Below are 13,338 nucleotides of genomic sequence, written 5' to 3'. Positions count from 1 at the left end.
GAGACGCCGACGGCCCCCGCTGTCCCGGCGAGGGAGAGCGGGGGCCGTGAGGAGACGGGAGAGCGGGCCGTGGGCCGGGACCGGTCCACGGCCGTACGGGCGCGGCCCTGCTCAGGTCCAGCTGGCGTGCAGCGGCTGGCCCTCGGCGTAGCCTGCCGCGCTCTGGATGCCGACGATGGCCTTGTCGGCGAACTCCTCCAGGGAGGCGGCGCCGGCGTAGGTGCAGGAGGAGCGGACGCCCGCGATGATCGAGTCGATCAGGTCCTCGACGCCCGGGCGGGCCGGGTCGAGGAACATGCGGGAGGTGGAGATCCCCTCCTCGAACAGCGCCTTGCGGGCGCGGTCGTACGCCGACTCCTCCGAGGTCCGGTTGCGCACCGCGCGCGCGGAGGCCATGCCGAACGACTCCTTGTAGGCGCGCCCGCTCGCGTCGTGCTGGAGGTCGCCCGGAGACTCGTAGGTGCCCGCGAACCAGGAGCCGATCATCACGTTGGACGCGCCGGCCGCGAGGGCCATGGCCACGTCGCGGGGGTGGCGGACACCGCCGTCGGCCCACACGTGCTTGCCGTACTTCTTCGCCTCGGCGGCGCACTCCAGGACCGCGGAGAACTGCGGCCGGCCCACGCCGGTCATCATGCGGGTGGTGCACATGGCGCCGGGGCCCACACCGACCTTGATGATGTCCGCGCCCGCGTCGACGAGGTCCTTGACGCCCTCGGCGGAGACGATGTTGCCCGCGACGATCGGCACCTGCGGGTCGAGGGCGCGCACCAGCTTGATCGCGGAGATCATCGACTCCTGGTGACCGTGCGCGGTGTCGATGACGAGCGTGTCCACGCCCGCGTCGAGCAGTTGCTTGGCCTTGCCCGCCACGTCGCCGTTGATGCCGACGGCCGCGGCGATGCGCAGCCTGCCGTTCCTGTCGACGGCCGGCGTGTACAGCGTGGCGCGCAGCGCGCCCTTGCGGGTGAGGATGCCGGCCAGCCTGCCGTCCTTGTCGACGGCGGGGACGTAGCGCCGGTTGTGCGCGTCCAGCGTGTTGAAGGCCTCGCGCGGGTCGATGTCGGCGTCGAGCAGGAGCAGGTCCTTGGACATGACCACTTCGAGTTGGGTGAAGCGGTCCACTCCGGTCAGGTCGGCGTCGGTGACGACGCCGACGGGCCGCCGCTGCTCGTCGACGACCACGCCCGCGTTGTGCGACCGCTTGGGCAGCAGGGCGATGGCGTCGGCGACGGTCTGGTGCGGGGCCAGCACGATCGGGGTGTCCAGCACCAGGTGGCGGCTCTTCACCCAGGAGACGACCTCGGTGACCACGTCGATCGGGATGTCCTGCGGGATGATCACCAGACCACCGCGCCTGGCCACGGTCTCGGCCATGCGGCGGCCGGCGATGGCGGTCATGTTGGCGACGACGAGCGGGATGGTGGTGCCCGTGCCGTCCGGCGAGCTGAGGTCCACGCCCTGACGCGAACCGACCGCGGAGCGGCTCGGCACCATGAACACGTCGTCGTACGTCAGGTCGTACGCGGGCTGGATGTCATTGAGGAAACGCACGTGCTGCACATCCCAGTCGATCAGAGGTGACCCCCGGACAGGTGTGCCAGGGGGAAAAGAGCACGTACTTCATTGTCCCATGGCGCAAGCGTTCTCAGGGCCTGTCACAACGCCCAGGCTCCCGCGCGGGCGTTAGGAGGATCCTCCAGGAGCGGGCGGTCCTGTGGGAGCCGGCGAACCTTGGAGGGTGACGGCGACGGTGAGCGTGGGAGTGCGGTCCACCGCCTCGGCGAACACCTCCCGCGCCGTGTGCCACTCGTCCGGGTCCGCCTCCGCGTACGCACGCCGGCCCCGTACGACGAGCCGCAGCCCCCGCCGGAGGCCAGACGGTGCGGTCGGGGAGGGAGTCGGCGAGCGCGTCCCGGTTGCGGCCGAACCAGTCGGGCAGCGCCAGGGCGCGGGCGGCGCGGTCCATCAGGGCCGCCTTGTCCGTGACACCGTCGAGGTCCAGGGTGACCAGGTGCCGGGCCGCCAGGTCTTCGCTCACCCGGTGTCAGCTCCCGTCCGGGTCCGCGCGGTTCAGGGCGGGCTTCGGGGCGGGGCCGGCCGTCATCAGGCTGTCGGCGGCCGAGGTGTCCGTGACCAGACTGGTCACCAGGCCGGAGCGCAGCACCGCGTCGATCGCCGGCGCCTTGCGCTGCCCGCCGGCGATCGCGACGACCTCGGGGATACGGCGGAGCTGCTCGGCCTTGACGGTGATGCACCGCTCCCCCAGGTCCCGGCCGATCCGGCGGCCCTGGGCGTCGAAGAGGTGCGCGGACATCTCGGCGGCGACGCCGAGCGAGGCGTAGTGGGCGCGCTCCTCGTCGCTGAGCATGTCGTGCACCGTGGAGATGCCCGGCTCCCAGGAGCCGATGGACACGCAGGCCACCGTGACCTTGTCGAAGTACTCGAAGGCACGGGCGATCCCGGTCTGGTTGCGCAGCGCCGCCGCGGTCGCCGCGTCGGGCAGCAGCATCGGCGCGTAGATCGGGTGGGCGTCTCCGCCGGAGACCTGGGCGGCGCGGCGGACGGCCTCCACCGAGCCGCGCTCGGCGGTCCCGGCGTCGTACACGCCGGTCAGCTGCACCACCGTGCACGGGGGCAGCCGGTCGAGCGCCGCCGCCATGTGGATGGTGGACCGGCCCCAGGCCAGGCCCAGCACATCGCCCTCGTTGACCAGCTCGCCGAGCAGGTCCGCGGCGACTTCGCCGAGGTTCTCCGGGTCGGGGGTCTCCTCGGCGTCCGCCGGGGACTCGACCACGACGGCGTGCCTGAGGCCGTAGCGGGCGCGGAGCGCGTCGGAGCGCTCGGCGTCCAGCTCGGCCGGGACGCGGATCTCGATGCGCACGAGATCCCGTTCGAGGGCGGTCTCCAGGACCCGGGCCACCTTGAAGCGGCTGACGCCGAACTCCTCGGCGATCTGGATCTTGGACTTGCCCTCGAGGTAGAAACGGCGGGCCATGGCCGCCGCCTGCACCAGCTCAGCGGGTCCCATCCGCACTGATGACCGGCCCGCCGACATACCCGACACGGCGATCTCCTCACTGCTGTTCACACTCTGGATTCGCCGTTCATCCTTGCAGATCCGGCGCTCTTGATCAGCCCTGCTGAGAGCCGTTCACGTACCTGATGCCCAGTGGTTGCACGCCCTCGACATGCGCGGGCCTCCATTCCATGATGGCCTCGGTGGGCGCACCCGTGTGCCCGGTGGCCGTGAATTCAGTGGCTGCACGCCCACGAGGCGCCGGAGGTGGCCGCCTCCGCCTGCGCCCGCAGTGCGCGCACGGCGTCCGCCGGGTCCTGCGCCCCGTAGACGGCCGAGCCGGCGACGAAGACGTCGGCGCCTGCCTCCGCGCAGCGCTCGATCGTGGCGGCCGACACCCCGCCGTCGACCTGGAGCCACAGCTGGAGGCCGTGCTTGCTGATCAGCTCCCGGGTGCGGCGGATCTTGGGCAGCATGATGTCGAGGAACGCCTGGCCGCCGAAGCCCGGCTCCACCGTCATGATCAGCAGCATGTCGAGCTCGGGGAGCAGGTCCTCGTAGGGCTCGACGGGTGTGGCGGGCTTGAGCGCCATCGAGGCCCTGGCGCCCATGGCGCGGATCTCGCGGGCCAGCCGCACCGGGGCGCCGGCCGCCTCGACGTGGAAGGTGACCGAGGAGGCGCCCGCCTCGACGTACTGCGGGGCCCACCGGTCGGCGTCCTCGATCATCAGATGGCAGTCCAGCGGGGTGTCCGTCGCCCGCGCCAGGGATTCCACGACCGGAACGCCGAGCGTGAGATTCGGGACGAAGTGGTTGTCCATCACGTCGACGTGGAGCCAGTCGGCCCCCTCGACCGCCTTCGCCTCCTCGGCGAGGCGCGCGAAGTCGGCGGACAGGATGCTGGGGTTGATCTGCACGGCCATGACCCAAGCCTGCCATGCCGACGCGCCCCGCCGTGACGGCGGTCCTCCGGGCTCCTGTTCTGTCCGCGGGCCGGCGGGGACCGCTCGCGCCCGCACGGCCGAGCCGCGTGCGCACACGCCTCCGCTTCGCCGCGGGCGGCGCCCCGCCGGTGCTCAGCCGGTTCTGCGGATCAGGGCGAGGTACATGGCGTCGGTGCCGTGCAGGTGGGGCCAGAGTTGGACGTCGGGGCCGTCGCCGAGCGCCGGCACGCCGGAAAGGAGGGGGCGTGCGTCGATCAGGTCCGCCTCGGGGAACTGCTTGAGCACGTCGACGACGACCGCGCGGGTCTCGGCGAGGTGGGGCGAGCAGGTGGCGTAACCGACGATTCCGCCGACGCGCACGGACTGAAGAGCCGTGCGCAGCAGGCCGCGCTGGAGCGGCGCGAAGCCGTCCAGGTCCGCGGGGCGACGGCGCCACCGTGCCTCGGGGCGGCGCCGCAGGGCGCCCAGGCCGGTGCACGGCACGTCGACGAGGACCCGGTCGAAGCTGCCGGGACGCCAGGCGGGGCGTGTTCCGTCGGCGGCGACGACCTGGTACGGGCCCGGGTTCCCGGCGAGCGCCCTGGCGACCAGTCCGGCCCGGTGCGGCTGCTTCTCGGAGGCGAGCAGCACGGCTCCGCGCTCGGCGGCGAGGGCGGCGAGCAGCGCCGCCTTGCCGCCGGGTCCGGCGCAGCCGTCGAGCCATCGCGCGTCGGGACCGTCGAGGGGCGCGTTCGCCAGGGCGAGCGCCACGAGCTGGCTGCCCTCGTCCTGAACGCCCGCGCGGCCTTCCCGTACGGCGTCCACGGCGCCCGGCTCGCCGCCCTCGGTGAGCCGCACGGCGTACGGCGACCAGCGGCCCGGCACCGCGGCCTCCTCACGCAGCAGTTCCTCGGTGGTGGCGCGTCCCGGCCGGGCGACGAGGGTCACCTCGGGCCGCTCGTTGTCCGCGTCGAGGAGGTCCTCGATGCCGGCCCGGGGTCCGCCGAGGGAGTCCCACAGGGCGGAGACGACCCAGCGGGGGTGGGAGTGGACGACGGCGAGGTGGTCCTCGGGGTCGTCCTCGTAGGGCGGGGCGACCTTCTCCAGCCACCCGTCGAGGTCGTCCCGGGCGACCTTGCGCAGCACGGCGTTGACGAACTTGGCCCGCCCGTCGCCGAGCACCACCCGGGCCAGCTCGACCGTGGCGGACACGGCGGCGTGGCTCGGGATGCGGGTGCCGAGCAGCTGGTGGACGCCGAGACCGAGCACGTCCAGGACGGGCGGGTCGACCTCCCTGAGCGGCCGGTCCACGCAGGCGGCGAGGATCGCGTCGTAGGTCCCCTGCCGGCGCAGCGTGCCGTACACCAGCTCGGTGGCGAGCGCGGCGTCCCGCCCGTCGAACTTCTCGGGTCCCTCCTTCTCCCGCGCCTTGCGCAGCAGGGGCGGCAGAACGAGGTTGGCGTAGGCGTCCCGCTCGTCCACGGCGCGCAGCGCCTCGAAGGCGAGGATGCGGACGGGGTCCTTCTGCGGCCTGCGGTAGGGCTTGGCGGGCCTGCGGGGCCGACGGGGGGTGTCACTCACGGAAAAGGTGCTCCGGATGTCTGGGGCGCCGCGCACGGATGCGCTGCGCACGAATGTGCTGGGCGTGGGTGCGCGTGGCCCGGGTGTGCTCTTCGACCAGGCTACGTCCGGCGGCGGACGGCTGGTCCGCGGCGGCCCATGGGGCGGCGCCGTCACGGGCAGCCGACGATCCCGGCCCGGGCCGCGGCCGGCACGGCCGCATGGCCTACGGCCGGCGAGCTCGTCCGGCGGGCTGCCGCCCGAGAAGCCGGGCCCGGGCGGACGGGACTCGCCGGGACCTGCCCGGGCCGCGGCCCGCGAGGCGGTCGGCGGTCAGTTCCCGAGGGTCTCGCCCTCGGCGATGCGCACGCCGCGTGCCCAGTCCGCCGCGCGCATCGGTTTCTTGCCCTGGGCCTGCACCCACAGCAGCTCGACGGCGTGTGAGCCGGTGCCGACGTGAACGCTGTTCTTGCCGACGGCGAGCGCGCCCGGGGTGAGGTCGGTCCGCTGCGGCGCGAGGGCGACCTGGATCAGCTTCAGCCGCTCGCCGCGGAACGTGGTCCAGGCGCCGGGGGCCGGCGTGCAACCACGCACCACCCGGTCGACGCGCAGGGCGGGGGCGCTCCAGTCGATCCTGGCGTCCTCGACGGTGATCTTCGGCGCGAGGGTGACGCCCTCGGCCGGCTGCGGTACGGCCTTCAGGGTGCCGTCCTCGATGCCGTCCATGGTCGCGACGAGCAGTCCGGCACCGGCGAAGGCCAGCCGGGTGAGCAGGTCGCCGCTGGTGTCGGTGGGCCGGATCCGCTCCGTGACGGTGCCGTAGACCGGGCCCGAGTCCAGGCCCTCCTCGATGAGGAAGGTGGAGGCGCCGGTGATCTCGTCGCCCGCCATGAGGCTGTGCTGCACGGGCGCCGCGCCGCGCCAGGCGGGCAGCAGGGAGAAGTGCAGATTGACCCAGCCGTGCGCGGGAATGTCCAGGGCGGCCCGGGGCAGCAGGGCGCCGTAGGCGACGACGGGGCAGCAGTCCGGGGCGATCCGCGTCAGCCGCTCCAGGAACTCGGGGTCACGCGGCCGCTCCGGCTTGAGCACCTCGACGCCGGCCTCCTCGGCCCGCTCGGCGACCGGGCTCGCGACCAGCCGGCGCCCACGTCCGGCCGGTGCGTCGGGGCGGGTGACGACGGCGGCCACCTCGTGCCGCCCGGAGGCGAGCAGAGCGTCCAGAGCGGGAACGGCGACCTCGGGGGTACCGGCGAAGACGAGCTTCATGGGCGGGTGCGGCCTCTCGGTCGGGGGCTGGGCGGGCAGCACACCAGTCTATGACCATGCACGGACAGCCGAGGCCGACGAGCGGCGCGGCGCACGCCCGTGGGGGGCGTACGCATATGCCCTTACGCCCCCACACCGTGACCAGCGGAGCGAAAGCGCGTTGGTCAAGACAGAGTTGACCGCCAGGGGCCGCGCTCGCGCGGCTCGATTCCTTTCAACGCCGGTTCGAGAGGCTTGTTCATGGCCGACCACGCAACCCACGACGCCCAGGCCCGGGCGAGCCTGCACTTGCTGGTGCGGGACATCGAGCGGGTCCGTCGGCAGGTGGACGCGCTGCGCACGCTCACCGCCCAGTTGGGCAACGTCTACCGTCCGCGCCGCTCCGGTCCCTCCACGGGCTTCGTCGTCTACGGACGCGCCCCGGCCCCTACCGTCCGCCTCGCGCAGGAGTTGCGGGACAGCGTCGAGACGCTGGTCACGGCCGCCGTGGACTTCGACCGTTCGCTCGGCTTCTCGTGGGACGCCGTGGGTTCGGCGCTCGGCGTCACCAAGCAGGCGGTCCACCGTCGTTACGGCGCGCGCCGTGCCGCCGCGCAGGCGGCCGCGGAGACCGAGCGGGGCGCGGAGCCCTCGGGCACCCGCACGGTCAACGTCGGCACCGGTCTCTCCGCGATGCCGACGGTGCCCGCGGCCCGCTCCATGCCGACCCAGCCGACGGCGGGCAGCCCGTCGCTGCGCGAGGACGCGCGGCCCACGGCGTTTCCCGTGCCGCGCAACGGCTGAGGGCGGGGCAGGACCCGCCCGCTGACGATCCTTCACCGATGCCCTCCCCGGAGTTCCGGGAGGGCATCGCGCATCCGCGACACCCCTGGCCGTTCGTGACGACCTGTCACCGCCCGCCGGTCCCGGACCGTCGTCGCCTCCCGTCGGTCACGTCTCCCGGACATGCGTCACCTCACCGCTCGTCGGTCACGTCCCCCGGTCCTCCGTCGCCTCACCCGATGTCCGGCGGGTCGATCCGCACCCACACCGGCTCACCGCTCCCCCGGGCCGTGCGCGCCGCCTGGGCGGCCTTCAGGGCGGCGGCGAGCGCCGCTCCGCTGCCGGGCGGGACACGGATCAGCGCCCGGTCCCACTGCTCGCCGGGCGGCGGCGCGCCCGACCGCCGGGGCCGTCCGGGCGGGGTGACGGAAAGCGGCACCGGGCCCAGGATCTCCGCGTCGGGCGGCAGTTCGACCGCGCGGAGGAAGTCGGCCACCGTCTCCGGCGGACCCGATACGGCGGCCATCCGGGAGACCGGCGGGAATCCCAGTTCGGCCCGCTCGGCGCGCTCCCGGACCGCGTGCCCGACGGGGTCCCAGCGCACCAGTGCCTGCACGGGCCGCAGGGTCGGCTCGGCGACGACGACCACCGTGCCGCCCGCCTCCTGCGGCCGGACGAGCGCGGCGGCCCCGATCCACCGGCGCAGCGCGTCCTCGCCCGCCCGCAGGTCGGGGCGGCTCAGCATGGCCCAGCCGTCCAGCAGCAGCGCCGCCGCGTATCCGCCCTCGGCGACCGGCTCGGCGCCCGGTGTGCTCACGACCAGCGCGGGCGCCGCAGGGACCGTGTCCAGCACGTGCTCGCGCCCCGAGGTGCGCACCGGCACGGCGGGGAAGGCCCGCCCGAGCTCCTCGGCGGTCCGGCGGGCCCCGACGACCTGGGCCCGCAGCCGGAGGGATCCGCACTCCGGGCAGTGCCAGGAGGTCTCCTCGCGCCCGCACCAGCCGCAGCGGAGCGAGTCCGCGTCCTGCCCCTGGAGGGGGCCGGCGCAGTGCCGGCAACGGGCGGGCGCCCGGCACTGGGCGCAGGCCATCCGTGGGACGTACCCCCGCCGGGGCACCTGCACCAGAACCGGACCGTGTCGCAGGCCCTCACGGGCGGCCTGCCAGGCGAGCGTGGGCAGCCGCGCGGCCCGGGCCGCCTCGTCCCGCGCGAGGTCGTCGTCGCCCACGGTGCGCACGAGCGGGGCCGCCCGGCGCACCTGTTCGCGCGCCGCGACCAGGGGCCGCGCCCAGCCGCTCTCGACGAGCTGGGCGGCCTCGACGGTGCAGTTCCAGCCGCCGAGCAGAAAGCCGCACCGGTCGAGTGCGGCGCGCAGCAGCAGCACCTCGCGCGCGTGCGGCTGCGGTGCGTGCTGCTCGCTCAGGCTGTCGTCGCCGTCGTCCCAGAGGGCGACCAGTCCCAGGTCGCGCACCGGCGCGAACATGGCGGCTCGGGTCCCGACGACGGCCCGTACGGAGCCCCTGCTGACCGCCAGCCACTGCCGGTACCGCTGCTCGGGGCCGGCGTCGGCGGTGAGCAGGGCGTGCCGCCCCCCGCCGAGGAGGGAGGTCAGCGCGGCGTCCACCCGGGCGGCGACCCGGCCGTCCGGTACGACGACGAGCGCGCCCCGTCCCGAGGCGAGCGTCGCGGCGACCGCGCGGGCCAGTTCCTCGCTCCACTCCGGCCCCGGCAGGGCGTTCCAGACGGCCCTGGGGCCGCCGCCGGAGGCCAGTGCGGCGAGGAAGGCGCCCCCGTGCTCGTACCGGGCCCACGAGCCGGCGTCCGGGACGGGAGGCGGGGGCAGCGCGGGAGGCGAGGGCTGCCGCTCGGCGCGGGCACTGCGCGGCGGCACGGCGAGTTGCAGCACGTCGGCGACGCTGCCCGCGTACCGGTCGGCGACGGCTCTGGCCAGCCCGAGCAGTTCTTCGCTCAGCACGGGTTCGGGCGACACGACCTGGGCGAGCGCGGCCAGCGGCCCCGCGTAGTCGGACTCGGCCCGGCGCTCGATCAGGAACCCGTCGATGAGCCCGCCGCCCTCGCGCCGGCCCTCCCGGACCCGGTGCCGTCCGGCACCGAACCGCACCCGTACCCGCACGCCCGGCTGGGCGTCGGCGTCCAGCTCGGCGGGCACGGCGTAGTCGAAGTACCGGTCGAGGTGGAGCACGCCCTTGTCGACGAGCACCCGCGCGACGGGCAGTCGCTCCGCGAGCGCCGCCCCCCGCCAGGTGCGCGGCTTGGCACGTGGCTCCTTCGCCTTGCGTACGGTCTCCCGGATGAGCGCGAGCTGCTCCGGCGGCGCCCCCTCGGCTCCGCCTTCGTCCGGTCCGTTCTCGCTGCTCACGCTTGCATTCTTACCAAACGACACCGACAACGGCGCCGGCCCGAGATCCTGCACGGCACCGACACGGATTCAGCTTCACGGGGCGGCGCGGCCGGGCCGGTCCGGGAACCACCCGGCCACGCCCGCCGTCCGGCCCGGCAACCGGGCGGTGGAGCGGGTCAGGATCTGCGAGATCGACCGCCCGCGGCGGCGGACCCGCCCCGTGCCCGGCCGCTGAGCGACGACGGGTACGCGTCGAGGCCCGGCTCCCGTGACCGGGAACCGGGCCTCGACGAACGGACGGCTCGCGGGCCGAAGGGCCGCTTACAGGCCCGCGGCCTGGCGCAGGGCGTCCACGCGGTCGGTGCGCTCCCACGTGAAGTCGGCCAGCTCGCGGCCGAAGTGGCCGTAGGCGGCGGTCTGGGCGTAGATCGGGCGCAGCAGGTCGAGGTCGCGGATGATCGCGGCCGGACGCAGGTCGAAGACCTGGTCGATGGCCTTCTCGATCTTCTCCGGGTCGATCTTGTGGGTGCCGAAGGTCTCCACGAACAGACCGACCGGCTCGGCCTTGCCGATCGCGTAGGCGATCTGCACCTCGCAGCGGGAGGCGAGGCCCGCGGCCACCACGTTCTTCGCCACCCAGCGCATGGCGTACGCGGCCGAGCGGTCCACCTTGGACGGGTCCTTGCCGGAGAACGCGCCGCCGCCGTGGCGGGCCATGCCGCCGTAGGTGTCGATGATGATCTTCCGGCCGGTCAGGCCCGCGTCACCCATCGGGCCGCCGATCTCGAACCGGCCGGTGGGGTTGACCAGCAGGCGGTAGCCCTCGGTGTCCAGCTTGATGCCGTCGTCCAGCAGAGCCTTCAGCTCGGGCTCGACGACGAACTCGCGGATGTCGGGGGCCAGCAGGGACTCCAGGTCGATGTCGCTGGCGTGCTGCGAGGAGACCACGACGGTGTCCAGGCGGACCGCCTTGTCGCCGTCGTACTCGATGGTGACCTGGGTCTTGCCGTCCGGGCGCAGGTAGGGGATCGTCCCGTTCTTGCGCACGTCCGACAGGCGCTTGGACAGCCGGTGGGCCAGAAAGATCGGCAGCGGCATCAGCGTCGGCGTCTCGTCCGAGGCGTAGCCGAACATCAGGCCCTGGTCGCCGGCGCCCTGCCGGTCCAGTTCGTCGTCGTCGCCCTCGACCCGGGTCTCGTACGCCGCGTCGACGCCCTGCGCGATGTCCGGGGACTGCGCGCCGATCGACACGGACACGCCGCAGGAAGCGCCGTCGAAGCCCTTCTTCGAGGAGTCGTAACCGATCTCGAGGATCTTGCTGCGGACCAGGGTCGCGATGTCCGCGTAGGCCTTGGTGGTGACCTCACCGGCCACGTGGACCAGGCCGGTGGTGATCAAGGTCTCCACCGCGACCCGGGAGGTCGGGTCCTCGCGCAGCAGTGCGTCGAGAATGGTGTCGCTGATCTGATCAGCGATCTTGTCGGGGTGACCCTCGGTCACGGACTCCGAGGTGAACAGGCGACGGGACACAACGCTCCCTGGGGTTGCAGCGGCTGCTGGCTGATCATTGGTGGACGGCACGGGGGCTGCGCCCTGCGCCGTCCGGAAGACAGTTTATCGGTCGCACTCGGCCACGGGCCCACCCGTCTCGCCTCTCGGGCCCACTGCGACCTGCGGCACGGGCATTGTGCCCAATGCCCGGCGACCTTGGCCAGGGTGCCGCCGCCCCCGTACGGGATCCGGGTGAACCGGCCGGGGACGGGTTTCAACGCAGCCGGGCGGCCACGAGGTCCCACACGGTGTCGGCCAGGGCCTCCTTCGGGCCGTGCGGTACGGGGGTCTCGCCGCCGTCGGCGGCCAGCACCACGGCCTCGTTCTCCTCCGCGCCGAAGGTCTTGCGCTCCCCCACCTCGTTGACCACGAGGAGGTCGCAGCCCTTGCGCGCCAGCTTCTTGCGGCCGTTGGCGAGGACGTCGTCGGTCTCGGCGGCGAAGCCCACGATCACCTGTCCGGGGCGCGCCCGGTCGGCCGAAATCTCCGCGAGGACGTCCGGATTGCGGACCAGGGCGAGAGCCTCCGGTTCCTGGTCGTCCTTCTTCTTGATCTTCCCGGTCGCGTAGGCCGCGGGCCGGAAGTCGGCGACGGCGGCGGCCATGACCACCGCGTCGGCGTCCCTGCTCGCCTTGAGCACCGCCTCACGCAGCTCCACGGCCGTCCCCACCGGGACGACGTCCACGCCCGCCGGGTCGGGCAGGCCGGTGGTGTTGGCTGCGACCAGGGTCACCCGGGCGCCCCTGGCCGCGGCCGTACGGGCCAGGGCGTAGCCCTGCTTGCCGGAGGAGCGGTTGCCGAGGAAGCGAACCGGGTCCAGAGGTTCCCGGGTGCCGCCGGCGCTGATGACGACGTGCCGGCCGGCCAGGTCCGGCTCGGTCACGCCGCGGGCCAGGACGCGACGGCAGACCTCGAAGATCTCCGCCGGGTCGGGCAGCCGGCCCTTGCCGGTGTCGACGCCGGTGAGCCGGCCGACGGCCGGTTCGACGACGACGCAGCCGCGCCGGCGCAGCGTCGCCACGTTCTCCCGCGTGGCCGGGTGCTCCCACATCTCGGTGTGCATGGCCGGGGCGAAGACCACCGGGCAGTGGGCGGTGAGCAGGGTGTTGGTCAGCAGGTCGTCGGCGAGGCCGTGAGCGGCCTTGGCGAGCATGTCCGCCGTGGCGGGGGCCACGACGACCAGGTCGGCGTGCCGGCCGATGCGGACGTGCGGCACCTCGTGCACGTCGTCCCAGACCTCGGTGGCGACGGGGTGGCCGGACAGGGCGGACCAGGTCGCGGCGCCGACGAAGTGCAGCGCGGAGGCGGTGGGCACGACACGGACGTCGTGTCCGGACTCGGTCAGCCGGCGCAGCAGTTCGCACGCCTTGTAGGCGGCGATGCCGCCGCTGACCCCCAGAACGACCTTGGGCTTGCTCACCGGGCCTCCCGCACTCGGCACACACGACACGCACGCCTCGGCTCATCGGCGTACGCGTCCATGCTGCATCATCGCCGTTCGAGCGCGGGACGAACCCCGCGTTCCCGGGCACACCACAGGCCCGACAGCCGCGCTGCCGGGCCTGTGGGAAAAAACACCTACTGCCCCGGGCCCTCGACGGCCTCGGAGGTCAGCAACCCCGCGTTGATCTCGCGCAGGGCGATGGAGAGCGGCTTCTCGTGGACGTGGGTGTCGACGAGCGGACCGACGTACTCCAGGAGACCCTCGCCGAGCTGCGAGTAGTACGCGTTGATCTGGCGGGCCCGCTTGGCCGCGTAGATCACGAGGCTGTACTTCGAGTCGGTGGCCTCGAGGAGCTCGTCGATCGGCGGGTTGATGATGCCCTCGGGCGCGGAGATGGAAGAGGACACGCTCTACCTTCCGATGGATGGGAAAGATTCAGTCGTGTGGATCA

General features: G+C 73.8%; 10 protein-coding genes and 1 pseudogene. 1 reads left to right on the top strand and 10 read right to left on the bottom strand.

From position 1 onward, the window contains the following. Positions 1-111: 111 nt before the first annotated feature. The 6 genes and pseudogenes from ACWDUZ_RS31060 to fmt form a co-directional block, all read right to left on the bottom strand. A complete protein-coding gene (locus tag ACWDUZ_RS31060; protein ID WP_451635136.1) occupies positions 112-1,554 on the bottom strand; it encodes a GuaB1 family IMP dehydrogenase-related protein in 1,443 nt (480 codons plus the stop codon). Positions 1,555-1,686: 132 nt separating this feature from the next. Next, a pseudogene (locus ACWDUZ_RS31055) lies at positions 1,687-2,041 on the bottom strand (barstar family protein). A gap of 6 nt (positions 2,042-2,047) precedes the next feature. After that, positions 2,048-3,091: a sugar-binding transcriptional regulator gene (locus ACWDUZ_RS31050; protein WP_451635135.1), complete on the bottom strand. Its 1,044-nt coding sequence runs from the start codon at positions 3,089-3,091 to the stop codon at positions 2,048-2,050. Between the two features lie 164 nt (positions 3,092-3,255). Continuing rightward, a complete protein-coding gene (gene rpe, locus ACWDUZ_RS31045) occupies positions 3,256-3,942 on the bottom strand; it encodes a ribulose-phosphate 3-epimerase (RefSeq protein WP_451635134.1) in 687 nt (228 codons plus the stop codon). A gap of 153 nt (positions 3,943-4,095) precedes the next feature. After that, complete coding sequence (locus ACWDUZ_RS31040; RefSeq protein ID WP_451635133.1) at positions 4,096-5,523, bottom strand: RsmB/NOP family class I SAM-dependent RNA methyltransferase; 1,428 nt, start codon at positions 5,521-5,523, stop codon at positions 4,096-4,098. A 312-nt stretch (positions 5,524-5,835) separates the two neighbouring features. Then, positions 5,836-6,768, bottom strand: coding sequence for a methionyl-tRNA formyltransferase (gene fmt / locus ACWDUZ_RS31035; RefSeq protein ID WP_451635132.1), 933 nt, complete (start codon positions 6,766-6,768; stop codon positions 5,836-5,838). Positions 6,769-7,008: 240 nt separating this feature from the next. Between fmt and ACWDUZ_RS31030 the strand changes: the two genes are divergently transcribed. After that, on the top strand, positions 7,009-7,551 hold the full coding sequence (locus tag ACWDUZ_RS31030) for a hypothetical protein (protein WP_451635131.1): 543 nt from the start codon (positions 7,009-7,011) through the stop codon (positions 7,549-7,551). Between the two features lie 211 nt (positions 7,552-7,762). Here the strand turns inward: ACWDUZ_RS31030 and ACWDUZ_RS31025 are convergent, their stop codons facing one another. The 4 genes from ACWDUZ_RS31025 to rpoZ form a co-directional block, all read right to left on the bottom strand. Continuing rightward, on the bottom strand, positions 7,763-9,910 hold the full coding sequence (locus ACWDUZ_RS31025) for a primosomal protein N' (RefSeq protein WP_451635130.1): 2,148 nt from the start codon (positions 9,908-9,910) through the stop codon (positions 7,763-7,765). Positions 9,911-10,213: 303 nt separating this feature from the next. Then, positions 10,214-11,422 carry a methionine adenosyltransferase gene (metK, locus tag ACWDUZ_RS31020; RefSeq protein WP_451635129.1) on the bottom strand — a complete coding sequence of 403 codons (1,209 nt, stop codon included), beginning with the start codon at positions 11,420-11,422 and terminating at the stop codon, positions 10,214-10,216. Positions 11,423-11,657: 235 nt separating this feature from the next. Continuing rightward, entirely contained in the window at positions 11,658-12,863 is a 1,206-nt protein-coding gene (gene coaBC, locus ACWDUZ_RS31015) for a bifunctional phosphopantothenoylcysteine decarboxylase/phosphopantothenate--cysteine ligase CoaBC (RefSeq protein WP_451635128.1), read from the bottom strand. Positions 12,864-13,021: 158 nt separating this feature from the next. Then, entirely contained in the window at positions 13,022-13,294 is a 273-nt protein-coding gene (gene rpoZ / locus ACWDUZ_RS31010) for a DNA-directed RNA polymerase subunit omega (protein WP_004933985.1), read from the bottom strand. Positions 13,295-13,338 lie beyond the last annotated feature (44 nt).

It is taken from the genome of Streptomyces sp. NPDC003393, assembly GCF_053589015.1.
Note: the sequence above shows the minus strand (reverse complement) of the source record. Positions and strands in the feature narration are given on the sequence as shown.

Coding starts and splice junctions, on each gene's coding strand:
- rpe (WP_451635134.1), bottom strand. CDS start 3,942: ATGGCCGTGCAGATCAACCCCAGCATCCTGTCCGCCGACTTCGCGCGC.
- fmt (WP_451635132.1), bottom strand. CDS start 6,768: ATGAAGCTCGTCTTCGCCGGTACCCCCGAGGTCGCCGTTCCCGCTCTG.
- ACWDUZ_RS31030 (WP_451635131.1), top strand. CDS start 7,009: ATGGCCGACCACGCAACCCACGACGCCCAGGCCCGGGCGAGCCTGCAC.